The sequence below is a fragment of the Pseudomonas sp. MAG733B genome (assembly GCF_036884845.1).
Lineage (GTDB): Bacteria > Pseudomonadota > Gammaproteobacteria > Pseudomonadales > Pseudomonadaceae > Aquipseudomonas.
In genome coordinates, this window is the sequence record NZ_CP145732.1 from 700,475 (window position 1) to 715,388 (window position 14,914).

12 protein-coding genes and 1 tRNA gene are annotated in these 14,914 nt (G+C 58.6%); 9 read left to right on the top strand and 4 right to left on the bottom strand.

Annotated features, from left to right (window positions below; translation table 11 throughout):
* Window positions 1-44: 44 nt before the first annotated feature.
* On the bottom strand, window positions 45-1,058 hold the full coding sequence (locus V6Z53_RS03240) for a virulence RhuM family protein (protein WP_338584124.1): 1,014 nt from the start codon (window positions 1,056-1,058) through the stop codon (window positions 45-47).
* A gap of 264 nt (window positions 1,059-1,322) precedes the next feature.
* Window positions 1,323-1,399 (bottom strand) — tRNA-Arg (locus V6Z53_RS03245).
* 349 nt (window positions 1,400-1,748) lie between these two features.
* On the opposite strand from V6Z53_RS03245, the gene gabD reads away from it, so the two are divergent.
* The 3 genes from gabD (at window position 1,749) to V6Z53_RS03260 (ending at window position 6,005) form a co-directional block, all read left to right on the top strand.
* Complete coding sequence (gene gabD / locus V6Z53_RS03250) at window positions 1,749-3,191, top strand: NADP-dependent succinate-semialdehyde dehydrogenase (RefSeq protein WP_338584125.1); 1,443 nt, start codon at window positions 1,749-1,751, stop codon at window positions 3,189-3,191.
* A gap of 185 nt (window positions 3,192-3,376) precedes the next feature.
* Window positions 3,377-4,654, top strand: coding sequence for a 4-aminobutyrate--2-oxoglutarate transaminase (gabT, locus tag V6Z53_RS03255; protein ID WP_338584126.1), 1,278 nt, complete (start codon window positions 3,377-3,379; stop codon window positions 4,652-4,654).
* A 136-nt stretch (window positions 4,655-4,790) separates the two neighbouring features.
* A complete protein-coding gene (locus V6Z53_RS03260; RefSeq protein ID WP_338584127.1) occupies window positions 4,791-6,005 on the top strand; it encodes a response regulator in 1,215 nt (404 codons plus the stop codon).
* Window positions 6,006-6,058: 53 nt separating this feature from the next.
* On the opposite strand, the gene V6Z53_RS03265 is transcribed toward V6Z53_RS03260, so the two are convergent.
* Window positions 6,059-7,048, bottom strand: coding sequence for a sensor domain-containing diguanylate cyclase (locus tag V6Z53_RS03265; protein WP_338586441.1), 990 nt, complete (start codon window positions 7,046-7,048; stop codon window positions 6,059-6,061).
* 234 nt (window positions 7,049-7,282) lie between these two features.
* Window positions 7,283-8,467 (bottom strand): delta-9 fatty acid desaturase DesA, encoded by a 1,185-nt coding sequence (gene desA, locus V6Z53_RS03270; protein ID WP_338584128.1) that lies wholly within the window; start codon window positions 8,465-8,467, stop codon window positions 7,283-7,285.
* A 147-nt stretch (window positions 8,468-8,614) separates the two neighbouring features.
* Here desA and dibA point away from each other — a divergent pair, with 147 nt between their 5' ends.
* The 6 genes from dibA to V6Z53_RS03300 all read left to right on the top strand — a co-directional run bounded on the left by dibA (window position 8,615) and on the right by V6Z53_RS03300 (window position 14,832).
* Window positions 8,615-10,534, top strand: coding sequence for a phosphodiesterase DibA (gene dibA, locus V6Z53_RS03275; RefSeq protein WP_338584129.1), 1,920 nt, complete (start codon window positions 8,615-8,617; stop codon window positions 10,532-10,534).
* 255 nt (window positions 10,535-10,789) lie between these two features.
* A complete protein-coding gene (oscA, locus tag V6Z53_RS03280; protein ID WP_022643503.1) occupies window positions 10,790-10,972 on the top strand; it encodes a sulfur starvation response protein OscA in 183 nt (60 codons plus the stop codon).
* A gap of 80 nt (window positions 10,973-11,052) precedes the next feature.
* The gene (locus V6Z53_RS03285; protein ID WP_338584130.1) at window positions 11,053-12,066 is read left to right on the top strand and encodes a sulfate ABC transporter substrate-binding protein; all 1,014 of its coding nucleotides are present in this window, start codon (window positions 11,053-11,055) and stop codon (window positions 12,064-12,066) included.
* A gap of 69 nt (window positions 12,067-12,135) precedes the next feature.
* A complete protein-coding gene (gene cysT, locus V6Z53_RS03290; protein WP_034148416.1) occupies window positions 12,136-12,954 on the top strand; it encodes a sulfate ABC transporter permease subunit CysT in 819 nt (272 codons plus the stop codon).
* 12 nt (window positions 12,955-12,966) lie between these two features.
* Window positions 12,967-13,839, top strand: coding sequence for a sulfate ABC transporter permease subunit CysW (gene cysW, locus V6Z53_RS03295; RefSeq protein ID WP_027922271.1), 873 nt, complete (start codon window positions 12,967-12,969; stop codon window positions 13,837-13,839).
* A 3-nt stretch (window positions 13,840-13,842) separates the two neighbouring features.
* On the top strand, window positions 13,843-14,832 hold the full coding sequence (locus V6Z53_RS03300) for a sulfate ABC transporter ATP-binding protein (protein ID WP_338584131.1): 990 nt from the start codon (window positions 13,843-13,845) through the stop codon (window positions 14,830-14,832).
* Window positions 14,833-14,914 lie beyond the last annotated feature (82 nt).

The following is a 14,914-nucleotide window of genomic DNA, read 5'->3' on the forward strand; positions in this document are numbered from 1 at the left end:
TTAAAATTCATCTTTAACGCGTTGTAACTCAGGCGTGGGAGCCATCAGGTTGGTTTTATGTGGCTACTCAGGCGCTTCTCCAGGTGTTCCAGCTCTGCAAGTTCTTTAACGTCTATCTCTCGCGCTTCTGTGCTTCTGCGCTTTTGATCGAATGCTTCATAACGTTCATGGGCAACATTCTTCATTTGCTCGTGGCTAACGCTGCCTGCGGTGCGCAGCATTGGTTGTTCGTTGAAGGCCATGAAGCTGTCGATATACCTGCACCAATCATCTAGTTTTATGTGCTCGCGTTGTTTGGCTCTTAGTTCGGCGAAGTCCAGGAACATGCTGACCAAGCGATTGAGCTGATCCAGCTCTTCGCCATTCAGGTAGTTTTTTGCGATCACTACATCCGCTTTGCGTACCCGTTCGCCTTTGAAACTGAGCAGGTTCATGTTTGGCGAGCTGGCATCGGCGCGGTGCACGATCAGTTCGGCGGCGGTGTAGCCGGACACAGCAAAAAACAGCTTGTTCTGTACTTCGGCGAACAACCGTGCGGTGTCCTGTTCATTTGCTCGATAGTCCTCTGCCAGGGAAAACAGATCCCGGACCTTCTGATAAAAGCGCTTCTCCGACGAGCGTATATCGCGGATGCGTTCGAGCAGTTCATCGAAGTAATCCCAGCGAGGCTCCTTGAGACGGGTGTCGTCCATTGCGAAGCCTTTGGTCATGTACTCGCTTAGGGTGCGGGTTGCCCACTGGCGGAACTGGGTGCCGCGAGTTGAACGTACGCGGTAGCCTACCGCGATGATCATAGGCAACGAGTAATGTGCGAGCTTACGGCTGACCTGACGTGAGCCTTCAGTTTGAACTGTCAAGTTTTCCTTGACGGTTGCCCCTTCCGAAAGCTCACCCTCGGACAGAATGTTCTGCACGTGCAGGCTGATGTTCTGTTTGGTGGTTTGATACAGATCAGCCAGTTGCAGTTGAGTTAACCAGGCTTGGTCACCCATTTCATGGAGAACAAAATGAGCTTGACCGTCTTCTGTGCTGTAGAGGATCACGTCAGTGTTTTTCATTACGAAGCTTCTACCTTGACTCGGCGAATCCGGGTCAACAATTGCTGCATTAGCGCTTGTTTCAGAAAAAACAGCCTTTGTTTCGGATAGGCAATTCTTTCAGATTCTGTGCGCAATACGTTGTCTGGCATTGGTCGCCATATTGAACGCATGGAGGAAAATGCAGAATAAGGTAGGTGTTTCAGGGGGTGACAGCAATTGCCAAATCCTGAATGCAAAAAAGCCCCAGACCTTTAAGGCCTGAGGCTTTCTCGTTTCTACGTATGGTGCACCAGGCGGGATTCGAACCCACGACCCCTGCCTTCGGAGGGCAGTACTCTATCCAGCTGAGCTACTGGTGCAATGCGGGCGCCATGATACTCATATGCATTGCGGGCGTCCATGCTGCTGAATCGCCTGCGTTTTTCCAAAGCGTAACCTGCGTTTGCTACGTTGATCAGAAAAATGCAGCAAAAAAGAGGTTTTCGTTCTTTTTTTCGAACGCCCTATTGTCCTTTACCCCCTTTGATCCTAGGATTCGTTTGAGATTTCAAACGCTCTTGTCTGGGTGCTGAACCGCACGAGTTCAATCAGTGCGCTATTTATGTGCTTCAGCCCGGTGAATGATTTCCCTGACGGCAGCCTACTGAGGCGCCTTTCTACAATCATAATTTGCTCCGCGCGTGCGCGGTGCTGTTAAGGAAAGCCGACATGCAGCTTAAAGACACCCAGTTGTTCCGCCAGCAAGCCTTCATCAATGGCGCTTGGGTAGATGCGGACAATGGTCAGACGATCAAGGTCAACAACCCGGCAACGGGCGAAATTCTGGGCAGCGTGCCGAAAATGGGCGCTGCCGAAACCCGCCGTGCAATCGAAGCCGCTGACAAAGCGCTGCCGGCCTGGCGTGCACTGACCGCCAAGGAACGTGCGAACAAACTGCGTCGCTGGTTCGAGCTGATCATCGAGAACCAGGACGACCTGGCTCGCCTGATGACTCTGGAACAAGGCAAGCCATTGGCCGAAGCCAAGGGTGAAATCGTTTACGCCGCTTCTTTCATCGAGTGGTTCGCCGAAGAAGCCAAGCGCATCTACGGTGACGTGATTCCGGGCCACCAGCCAGACAAGCGCCTGATCGTGATCAAGCAGCCGATCGGCGTGACCGCTGCAATCACCCCGTGGAACTTCCCGGCCGCGATGATCACCCGTAAAGCCGGCCCGGCCCTGGCCGCCGGTTGCACCATGGTCCTCAAGCCTGCTTCGCAAACTCCGTTTTCCGCCTTCGCCCTGGCCGAATTGGCCCAGCGTGCCGGCATCCCTGCTGGCGTGTTCAGCGTGGTTTCCGGCAGCGCCGGCGACATCGGCAGCGAGCTGACCAGCAACCCGATCGTACGCAAACTGTCCTTCACCGGTTCGACCGAGATCGGTCGTCAACTGATGTCGGAATGCGCCAAGGACATCAAGAAAGTGTCCCTGGAGCTGGGCGGCAACGCGCCGTTCATCGTGTTCGACGACGCGGACCTGGATAAGGCCGTCGAAGGCGCGATCATTTCCAAATACCGCAACAACGGCCAGACCTGCGTCTGCGCCAACCGTCTGTACATTCAGGATTCGGTCTACGACGCGTTCGCCGAAAAACTGAAAGTGGCTGTGGCCAAGCTCAAGATCGGCAACGGTCTGGAAGACGGCACCACCACTGGCCCGCTGATCGACGAAAAAGCCGTGGCCAAGGTGCAAGAACACATCGCTGACGCCGTTGCCAAAGGCGCTACCGTACTGGCTGGTGGTAAATCGATGGAAGGCAACTTCTTCGAACCGACCATCCTGACCAACGTGCCGAAGAACGCTGCCGTGGCCAAGGAAGAAACCTTCGGTCCATTGGCGCCGCTGTTCCGCTTCAAAGACGAAGCCGAAGTCATCGCGATGTCCAACGACACCGAGTTCGGTCTGGCCTCGTACTTCTACGCTCGCGACCTGGGCCGTGTGTTCCGTGTGGCTGAAGCCCTGGAATACGGCATGGTCGGCGTCAACACCGGGCTGATCTCCAACGAAGTCGCGCCATTCGGCGGCATCAAGGCCTCGGGCCTGGGCCGTGAAGGCTCCAAGTACGGCATCGAAGATTACCTGGAAATCAAATACCTCTGCCTGGGCATCTAAGCCCGGCGAGGCATTGCTTCAAGCGCAAAGGGCACGAGAGCGCTGTCCCTTTGCGTTGTTTCAAACCGGAATTTTCTCTGTGGCCGGGAACGCCGTGGCAGTCGATCATCGCATGCTGCCACCGTTGACTCCCCGCTGCATTTTCCTTGAACCACGCCGCCCGATGAGCGGCGAATGAGGACTTTATGAGCAAGACTAACGCTTCTTTGATGGCCCGCCGTACCAATGCAGTTCCACGTGGTGTTGGCCAGATTCACCCGATCTTCGCCGAGTCCGCGAAGAACGCGACCGTGACCGACGTTGAAGGTCGCGAGTTCATCGACTTCGCCGGCGGCATCGCCGTACTGAACACCGGCCACGTGCACCCGAAAATCATCGCTGCCGTGACCGAACAGCTGAACAAGCTGACCCACACTTGCTTCCAGGTTCTGGCCTACGAGCCGTACGTAGAAGTGTGCGAAAAAATCAACGCCAAGGTGCCAGGTGATTTCGCCAAGAAAACCCTGCTGGTCACCACCGGTTCCGAAGCTGTAGAAAACGCCGTGAAAATCGCCCGTGCCGCTACTGGCCGTGCCGGCGTGATCGCCTTCACCGGCGCTTACCACGGTCGCACCATGATGAGCCTGGGCCTGACCGGTAAAGTCGTGCCTTACTCGGCCGGCATGGGCCTGATGCCAGGCGGCGTGTTCCGCGCTCTGTACCCGAACGAACTGCACGGTGTGAGCATCGACGATTCGATCGCGAGCATCGAGCGCGTCTTCAAGAACGACGCTGAGCCACGTGACATCGCAGCGATCATCATCGAGCCGGTTCAGGGCGAAGGTGGTTTCTATGTTGCGCCTAAAGAATTCATGAAGCGTCTGCGTGCCTTGTGCGACCAGCACGGCATCCTGCTGATCGCTGACGAAGTACAGACTGGCGCTGGCCGTACCGGTACTTTCTTCGCCATGGAACAGATGGGCGTTGCTGCCGACCTGACCACCTTCGCCAAATCCATCGCTGGCGGCTTCCCGCTGGCCGGTGTGTGCGGCAAGGCCGAATACATGGACGCCATCGCTCCAGGCGGCCTGGGCGGCACTTACGCCGGTAGCCCGATCGCTTGCGCCGCGGCCCTGGCCGTGATGGAAGTGTTCGAAGAAGAGCACCTGCTGGACCGCTGCAAGGCTGTCGGCGAGCGTCTGGTCACTGGCCTGAAGGCTATCCAGGCCAAGTACCCGGTGATCGGCGAAGTCCGTGCCCTGGGCGCGATGATCGCTGTCGAGCTGTTCGAAAACGGCGACAGCCACAAGCCGAGCGCTGCCGCTGTGGCATCGGTTGTGGCCAAGGCTCGCGACAAGGGTCTGATCCTGCTGTCCTGCGGCACCTACGGCAACGTTCTGCGCGTCCTGGTACCGCTGACCTCGCCGGACGAGCAACTGGATAAAGGTCTGGCGATCATCGAAGAGTGCTTCTCCGAGCTGTGATCGCTTAGTGTGACCTGATCGACAAAAAACCCGCTTCGGCGGGTTTTTTTATGCCAACCGAAATATAACCCGCGTATTAGCGCTGTATCGCAAGGCCAGCATTCGCTAAGGTTCAGGCATTGCCAGGGAGAGCCGTATGACAGTCGTCAATTTACCCGCCGTTCCACGAGTGTTGATCGCCGAGGCCGACCCGTGGTCACGGGACCTGCTCAAGGAAGTCTTGTTGAATGTACGTTGCGACGCGCGGCTGGATCTGTGCGCCGACGGCCAACAAGCGCTGGAGCTGCTGGCAGCCAACCCTTATGACTTGGTGATCGTCGACTGGGAGCTGCCCGGTGTCGATGGCTTGAATGTGTTGCGCAGCGTCCGTCAGCGCAAACGCAATCCACCGTTGCCCTTCATTCTGATGAGCAGCCGCAACGACAGCGCCAGTGTGCGCGAAGCCCTGCCGCTGGCGCCCGCCGCGTATCTGACCAAACCGCTGAACATGGAAAGCCTGACCCATCGCTTGCAGGATTTGCTGCTCAACGCTGGTGAGGAAGTCTCGTGTGAGGTGCCGTCGCTGGCGCCGGGCATGACCTTGTCGGTGTATCTGGAGCGCCGTCGTGAACTGGCGGAGGGTGCGCCGCTGATGACGGACGTGCAGTTGGCGGTCAAGCGCAGCCTCAATCCCAACGGCCTCGATCTGACAAAACTGGAGGACGAGATCCGCACAGATCCGCAAATCACCGCTGTGCTGATCGCCGCTGCCAACAGCGCAGCCCAGCATCATGGCGCCGCAGTGCAAACCCTGGCTCAGGCGCTGCAGCGTTTGGGCACCGGGCAAAGCATGAACCTGATTCTGGGCCTGGCCCTCAAGCGCAGCGCCAAACTCAGTGATCCATATTTAGCGGACTACGCCGAGCGTTATTGGGACCTGTCGCTGCACACGGCCGAATACGCCCGGACGCTGGCGCGCCTGCTGGATCTGGATCAGGCGCGCTGCTATTGCGCTGGCATGTTGCATCGCTTGGGTGATCTGGCGTTGCTGCGTTGCTTGCAGGAATGGAAGCAGGCCGGTGGCGAGCTGGACGAGCAGGAGGAGGTGGGCGAAGCGCTTGCCGAATTTGGCGCGGCGTACGGTTCGGCCCTACGTACGCGCTGGCGCCTGCCGCTGGAGCTGCGACAGCTGATTGCGGCGGCCTACCAGCTCGGTGGCGGGGTTTACTCCCGCGAAGCCTTGGTGATGAACATGGCGGCGCAATTGGCGCGCCTGACTGAGCATGAAGGCATCGAAGAGCTGGCCAAGAGTCGGACGGCGCGACTGCTCAAGATCGGGTTGCCGGAGTTGATGCGGATGCGCAAGAAGTAAGGAGTACGGGAATTCCTGTGGGAGGCTCCCACAGGAGATACGTGTCGGGCCTGTCAGCCCACGACAATCCGGTTTTTGCCGTCGCGCTTGGCCTGATACATCGCCGCATCCGCGCGGGCAAACAGGCTTTCCACGTTTTCATCCTCGGCAGTGAGGCTGGTCAGGCCCTGGCTGACGGTGATGCCGAAAGTCTGGCCATCGTGGTCGAAACTCAAGCGCTGGATCTCCCGTTGCAGGCGTTCGGCCACTTGCAGGGCCATCTCCGGCGTGCAGCCGGGAAACACCGCAGCGAACTCCTCGCCGCCAATGCGCCCGAACAGATCGCCACGGCGCAGCGCCGCGCGGCCGCTGTCGGCGATGTGTTGCAGCACGTTGTCGCCTTCCTGGTGGCCGTAGGTGTCGTTGATCACTTTGAAGTCATCGATGTCCAGCATCAGGAACGACAGCGGTGTGCCTTGTTGCCGTGCCAGTTCGAACTCCTGATGCGCGCCATCGAAGAAGTGGTGGCGGTTGCTGCTCTGGGTCAGGGCATCGGTGGTGGCCAAGCGTTGCAGCTCGGTTTCCATGTGCTTTTTGTCGGTGATGTCTTCGGCGAGGCCGACGATGATCACCGGTTGGCCCGGCTCTGCCTGGCGGTTGATGAAGCATTTGTCGCTGAGCCAGCGCACTTGGCCCTCGGCGTCGATGATGCGGTATTCGCGGTCTTCGACGGCGCCTTTGTCCAGCACCTCCGCCAGGCTGCGCTCGGCGTGTTCCAGATCGTCGGGGTAAATGCTGTCGCGCCACTGGTTGTAGTCGGACAGCAGCAGGTCGGCGGATCGGCCGAAAATCCGTTCATAGGCGGGGCTGACGTACAGCACCTGGCGGGTTTCCCAATTGAAGGCCCAAAGCACCGCGTTGACGCTCACCAGCAGGGTGCTGAACAGTTGCTCGCGTTCGCTCAGGCGCGCCACTTCACCTTGGGCACGCATCAGCGCCATCAGGGTTTGCGCGGCCTCGGGCCACTGCGTTGGAGTACGGTCTTTCAGGTTTTCATTGACCATCGGTACAAATCTCAAAGGGCATGCACCGCCTTAAGTTCGAAGCGGCCACAACGAAGCACGCCTGGATGGCGAAGTGTCTTTGAGAGGGGGGATTTGAAGCGAAGTTCCCGCATTTTGTGGCGAGGGAGCTTGCTCCCGCCGGGCGGTATTGGCGACGCGTTTTATCCGTTTAAAACGCGTCGCCGGTTTTGCGTCTGCTGTGCAGCCGAGCGGGAGCGAGCTCCCTCGCCACAGTCAGGCAGCGGTAGGGCGCAGGGAGTAGGTTTTCAGCTGATCGGCGAAGTCACGCAGGGATTGAATCCCGCTGGCTTCGGCTTCATGCACCCAGTCCTTGATGGCGGCGAGCATGTCGTGACCATTTGAACTGGTCTTGACCCAGATCTGCTGCAATGCGAGGCGTTTTTCGTAAATTACCTTCAGCGCCTGGCTGTGCTCGAGCATGTTCTGGATGCGTACGTGATGCTTTTCGTCCAGCAGGCTGGTTTCCCGGGACAGTAGGCGCTTGGCGCGGTGGAACTGGTGGCGGACCGAGTGATCGACCTTCGCCAGCTCTTGCTTGACCAGCGGGCCAATTACCAATTTGCGGTATTGGGCCATGATCTGGAAGCGGTTGTTGAGGATCGCCATGGCGGTGTCCATGTCCAGGCTGCCCTTGCCTTCGACGCGGTGGGCGATCGGCGCGACGCGCTGGACCTTGGCCAGACGCAGGAAGCTGAAGACTTTGATCCAGGCCCAGCCCATGTCGAATTCCCACTTCTTCACCGACAGTTTTGCCGAATTAGGGTAAGTGTGATGGTTGTTATGCAGTTCTTCGCCACCGATCAGGATGCCCCATGGCACCAGATTGGTCGCCGCATCGCGGCATTCGAAGTTGCGGTAGCCGACAGCATGCCCCAAGCCATTGACCACGCCGGCGGCCCACACCGGAATCCACATCATCTGGATGGCCCAGATGGTGATGCCGATGGTGCCGAACAGCAGCAGGTCGATGACGCCCATGATCGCCACGCCCAGCAGCGGAAAGCGGGTGTATAGATTGCGTTCGATCCAGTCTTCGGGACAGTTCTTGCCGTAGATGCGCAGGGTCTCGGGGTTTTCCGCTTCGGCGCGGTACAGCTCGGCACCTTTGCGCAGCACCGTGGACAAGCCCTTGACGACCGGGCTGTGCGGGTCATCTTCGGTTTCGCACTTGGCGTGGTGCTTGCGGTGGATGGCGGTCCACTCGCGGGTGTTCTGCGCCGTAGTAAGCCACAGCCAGAAGCGAAAGAAATGTTTCAGGCCAGCATTCAGCTCAAGCGAGCGATGGGCTGAGTAACGGTGCAGATAGACCGTGACGCCGACGATCGTCACGTGGGTCATCAGCAGGGTGACTGCCACCAGTGACCAGGGCGACAAGCCGAGAAAACCTTCGTACCACATAGGCTATAGGGCCCTCGATAAAGAAAAAAACAGCCGTTGCATTATCACCAAGCCCACAGAGAAAACCAGTCGCCCTTTCAGATAAGAGTGGCTGGATGTGTCATTCACCTATAATCCCGGCAATTTTGTAGGGACATGGACAGCCTTATGTCTGCCAGCTATCGCGATGCCGTGCGCACAGCGCTGCTTTACCTGTTGCTTTCTGTGGTCTGGCTGCAGGGCAGTGACTATTTATTGAACAGTTTCTTCGATAGCTCAGTCGAGCTATCACAGTGGCAACTGATCAACGGTTATGCCTGGGTGATATTCAGCGCGGGGTTGATCTTCATTGCCCGGACGCGCTTGCTGCGTTGTCTGGGAATCGGCGCCAGGTTGCGCGAACGCAGCGAAGATCGTGAGCGCTTGCGACAGGCGGCTGCGGTGTTCGATTGCACCCGTGAAGGTGTGCTGGTCACTGATCGCGAAGGCTTGATCGTTCACGTCAATCCGGCCTTCATGCAGATCACCGGTTATCAGCGCGAGGAGGTGCTAGGGCAGCGCCCCAGCCTGTTCAAGTCCGGCCGTCATTCGGCGGATTTCTATCAGGCGATGTTCTCGACCCTCGACAGCGTGGGCGAATGGAGCGGGGAAATCTGGAACCGGCGCAAAAGCGGTGAAATCTACCCGCAATGGCAGACCATCCGCATCATTCGCGACGATTTGGGGCAGCTCAGCCATTACGTCGCGGTGTTTTCCGACATCAGCGCGATCAAGAACTCCGAACAAGAACTGATGCACCTGGCGCACCACGATCCGCTGACGGACTTGCCCAATCGCCTGCTGTTCACTGATCGCACCGAACAGGCGCTGGCTTCGGCGCAGATCCACAAGCGCGGTTGCGCGTTGCTGATGATCGACCTGGATCATTTCAAGATGATCAATGACAGCCTCGGACACACCATCGGCGACCAGTTGCTCAAAGCGGTAGCGGAGCGCTTGAAGGCGATGTTCGGGCCAGGCATCACCCTGGCGCGACTGGGCGGCGATGAGTTCGCGGTGCTGGCCGAGAGCTGTCCGCAGCTGGGTCAGGCCGCAGCGCTGGCCCAGCGCATCATCGAGGGTCTGAAGGAGCCGTTCCAAATCGACGGGCATCAGCTGTTCATCAACACCAGCATCGGCATCAGCCTGTTCCCAGGCGATGCCCTGAGCGCTGAACAGTTGTTGCGCAATGCTGATTCCGCGCTGTTCAAGGCCAAGAGTGCCGGCCGCAATGGTTACGCGCTCTACACTGAGGAGTTGACCGCCCACGCCCAGCAGCGGGTCGAGATTGCCTTCGAGTTACGCCGCGCCCTGGATCAACAAGAGTTGAGGGTCTATTACCAGCCGGTTCACGACCTTCAGACCCGCCGGTTGATCGGCGTCGAGGCTCTGGTGCGTTGGGAGCATCCGCTACGAGGCCTGGTGTCGCCGGCCGAATTCATCCCGGTGGCTGAGCGAACAGGACTCATCGCCGAAATCGACGCCTGGGTGATGCAGCAGGCGTGCCGGCAAATGTGCCATTGGCAGGAGACCGGCGTGGTGTTGTCGTTTGTCGCGGTGAACGTTTCCTCGCGGCTGTTTGCTCGCCGTGAGTTGTACCAGCAAGTGGCGCAGGTGCTGTGTGAGACCGGACTGGATCCGGCCTGTCTGGAGCTGGAGGTCACCGAGAGCGCGGTGATGGAAGACCCGGAAGTCGCGCTGGAGCAGATGCATCGCCTGCGCGAGTTGGGTGTGCGGCTGGCCATCGACGATTTCGGCACGGGTTATTCGTCACTGCTGCGGCTCAAGCGCTTGCCAGTGCAGAAGTTGAAGATCGATCAAGGGTTTGTCGCCGGGTTGCCTTGGGACGAGGATGACGCCGCTATTGCGCGGGTGATCATCGCCTTGGCGCAGAGCATGGGCATGCAGGTGCATGCGGAAGGGATCGAGCAGATTGAACAAGCGGCATTCCTGCTCGAACACGGCTGCCATCTGGGTCAGGGTTATTGGTTTGGGCGGCCGGTGCCGGCTGGGCAATTGGATTGGGCTCATGCTCCAGTCATTCGTTAATCGCTAAAAGATCACGGCCTTCGGCAGCGCCTACAGGGGAATGTGTACCTCTGTAGGCGCTGCCGAAGGCTGCGATCTTTTGATCTTGGGGCCAATAGCGCTGCGCAAACCCTTGTCCCGCCAAATAATGTCTTCTGGTTATATAAACATTCTTAAATAGTCTTTTTAAGAATATCCGCGCCTCTCTACTATTGGTTCCACGCCGCAAGCAGTGCCGCCACTGCCAGGCAACCACACAGTCGAAGGAGCAGCACCATGAGCGCATCTCTACGTAGCGTTGACGGCCAGGACGAAGCAACCATCTTGCGTGAAATCCAGAGCGCCTTGCGCGATCTGCGGTTCGGCGCGGTGGAAATCACCGTGCACAACGCTCAGGTGGTGCAGATCGAGCGCAAGGAAAAATTCCGCTTGCAGCAGCCGGGTAATAAACCGAGCTGACGCAATCTTTGAACCGGCACCGCGATTCCAGAAATCCATAAGAACTAGCCAACACAATTAGAATTCCAGGAGCTTTCACCATGTCGTCGATTCGTCACTTCGCTTTGGCCGCCTTGGCCAGTGCCCTTTTTGCTGGTTCCGCGGTTGCCAAGGATTACGAGCTGCTCAACGTCTCGTACGACCCGACTCGTGAGCTGTACCAGGATTACAACGCCGAGTTCGTCAAGTTCTGGCAGAAAGACCACGCCGGCGACACCGTGAAAATCCAGCAGTCCCACGGTGGTTCGGGCAAGCAGGGCCGAGCGGTGATCGACGGTCTGCGTGCTGACGTGGTGACCCTGGCCCTGGCGGGTGACATCGACGAAATCGCCAAGCTCGGCAAGACCCTGCCGGCGGACTGGCAGAAGCGTCTGCCGGAAGCGAGCACGCCTTACACCTCGACCATCGTGTTCCTGGTGCGCAAGGGCAACCCGAAAGGCATCAAGGACTGGGGCGATCTGGTCAAGAATGACGTATCGGTGATCACGCCGAACCCGAAAACCTCCGGCGGTGCGCGCTGGAACTTCCTCGCGGCGTGGGCCTATGGCCTGAAAGCCAACGGTGGTGACGAAGCCAAGGCCAAGGAATACGTGCAAACCCTGTTCAAGCACGTGCCTGTGCTGGACACCGGTGCTCGCGGTTCGACCATCACCTTCGTCAACAACGGTCAGGGTGACGTGTTGCTGGCCTGGGAAAACGAAGCCTTCCTGGCTTTGAAAGAAGACGGTGGTGCCGACAAGTTCGAGATCGTCGTGCCTTCGCTGTCGATCCTTGCCGAGCCTCCGGTAGCTGTAGTCGACAAAAACGCCGAGAAAAAAGGTAACGAGCAGATCGCCGAAGCGTACCTCAAGCACCTGTACAGCCCGGCCGGCCAGGAAATTGCGGCGAAAAACTTCTATCGTCCACGGGATAAGGACGTGGCTTCCAAGTACGCCCAGCAGTTCCCGAAACTGGAGCTGGTGACCATCGACAAGGACTTCGGCGGCTGGAAAACCGCACAACCGAAGTTCTTCAATGACGGCGGTGTATTCGACCAGATCTACCAGGCACAGTAATCTTAAATAGCCATCAACGAGCCCCGGATTTACTTTCGGGGCTTTGTGCGTTCTCAACCAAGGACTTTTATGTCGCGTCGTATCTCCCCCGTCATACCCGGCTTCGGGCTGACGCTGGGCTACACCTTGGTGTACCTCAGCCTGATTGTGCTCATACCACTGGCGGCGATGTTCGTGCATGCCGCTCAACTCACCTGGGATCAGTTCTGGGCAATCATCTCGGCACCACGAGTGCTGGCGGCGTTAAAACTGAGCTTCGGCACCGCGCTTTATGCCGCGATCATCAACGGCATCATCGGCACGCTGCTGGCCTGGGTGCTGGTGCGCTATACCTTCCCTGGGCGCAAAATCATCGACGCCATGATCGACCTGCCGTTCGCATTGCCCACGGCGGTGGCCGGTATTGCGCTGACTGCTTTGTATACCCCTACCGGTCTGGTGGGTCAGTTTGCAGCGGATCTGGGTTTCAAGATCGCCTATACCCCTCTGGGCATCACCCTTGCCCTGACTTTTGTGACACTTCCATTCGTAGTACGTACCGTACAGCCGGTATTGGCCGATATTCCTCGTGAAGTGGAGGAAGCGGCGGCGTGCCTCGGTGCGAAACCATTGCAGGTTTTCCGCCATATCCTGGTGCCGGCGCTGCTGCCTGCCTGGTTGACCGGTTTTGCCCTGGCCTTTGCCCGCGGGGTCGGCGAGTACGGTTCGGTAATTTTCATCGCCGGCAACATGCCGATGAAAACCGAGATCCTGCCGTTGCTGATCATGGTCAAACTTGATCAGTACGATTACACCGGCGCTACCTCCATTGGTGTACTGATGCTGGTGGTTTCTTTCATTTTGCTGCTGCTGATCAACTTGCTGCAGCGCCGCATTGAAACCCCATAAGGAGGCGCACCCATGTCCCAATCGTCAATTGCTGCCGCCTCTTCGGCCAACGCTGCCCGCCGTGGCAGTGCGACTTCGCGGCGAATCCTGATCGGCCTTGGCTGGCTGATTTTTGCGCTGTTCCTGTTGTTGCCGCTGTTCATTGTGGTGTCCCAGGGCTTGAAGCTCGGCCTCGGTGCGTTCTTCACCGCGATCTTCGAGCCCGACGCATTGTCGGCGCTGAAACTCACGGTCATCGCCGTGCTGATTTCGGTGCCGTTGAACCTGGTGTTCGGCGTCAGCGCTGCGTGGTGCGTGAGCAAGTACTCGTTTCGCGGCAAGAGCATGCTGGTGACGCTCATCGACCTGCCGTTCTCGGTATCACCGGTGATCGCCGGTCTGGTCTACGTGCTGATGTTCGGCGCCCAAGGCCTGTTCGGGCCGTGGTTGCAGGATCACGACATCCAGATCGTCTTCGCGCTACCGGGCATCGTGCTGGCGACGATTTTCGTCACCGTGCCGTTCGTGGCCCGTGAGCTGATCCCGCTGATGCAGGAACAAGGCACACAGGAAGAAGAGGCCGCGCGCCTGCTGGGTGCCAACGGCTGGCAGATGTTCTGGCACGTCACCGTACCCAACATCAAATGGGGCCTGATCTACGGCGTGGTGCTGTGTACCGCGCGGGCCATGGGTGAGTTCGGTGCGGTATCGGTGGTTTCCGGGCACATTCGCGGGGTGACCAACACTCTGCCGCTGCACGTCGAGATCCTCTACAACGAATACAACCACGTGGCCGCGTTCGCGGTAGCGAGCCTGTTGCTGATCATGGCGCTCTTCATCCTGCTGCTTAAGCAGTGGAGCGAAAACCGTATTAACCGCCTGCGCGCCAGCGCCGCGGAGGAATAATTCATGTCGATCGAAGTGCGTAACGTCAGCAAGAATTTCAATGCGTTCAAGGCGCTGGACAACATCAGCCTGGACATCCAGAGCGGTGAACTCGTCGCGCTGCTCGGTCCGTCGGGTTGCGGCAAGACCACCCTCCTGCGGATCATCGCCGGTCTGGAAACCCCGGATCAGGGCAACATCGTGTTCCACGGTGAAGACGTTTCCGGCCACGACGTGCGTGATCGCAACGTCGGTTTCGTGTTCCAGCACTACGCCTTGTTCCGCCACATGACGGTGTTCGACAACGTCGCGTTCGGCCTGCGCATGAAGCCGAAAAACCAGCGCCCGAACGAAAGCCGGATCGCGGAGAAAGTCCACGAATTGCTGAACATGGTGCAGCTGGATTGGCTTTCGGATCGTTACCCGGAACAACTCTCCGGTGGTCAGCGTCAGCGTATCGCATTGGCCCGCGCCTTGGCGGTTGAGCCGAAAGTGCTGCTGCTCGACGAACCCTTCGGCGCCCTCGACGCCAAGGTCCGTAAAGAATTGCGCCGCTGGTTGGCGCGCCTGCACGAAGACATCAACCTGACTTCGGTGTTCGTGACCCACGACCAGGAAGAAGCGATGGAAGTCGCCGACCGTATCGTGGTGATGAACAAGGGTGTGATCGAGCAGATCGGTTCACCGGGTGACGTCTACGAAAACCCGGCCAGCGATTTCGTTTATCACTTCCTCGGTGACTCGAACCGTCTGCATCTGGGCGAGGACAACCACGTGCTGTTCCGTCCGCACGAAGTATCGTTGTCGCGCCATGAACTGGACGATCACCATGCGGCGGAAGTACGCGATATTCGTCCGCTTGGCGCGACGACGCGGGTGACGCTGAAGGTTGAAGGCCAGACTGATTTGATCGAGGCCGAAGTGGTGAAGGATCACGACAGCCTGATTGGTTTGGCCAAGGGCGAGACCCTGTTCTTCAAGCCGAAGGTCTGGCAGAAACTCGCCAACATCTAAAAGCATCGCGAGCAAGCTCGCTCCCACAGTGGATTTGTGAACGACACAGAACCCTGTGGGAGCGAGCTTGCTCGCGATTGCG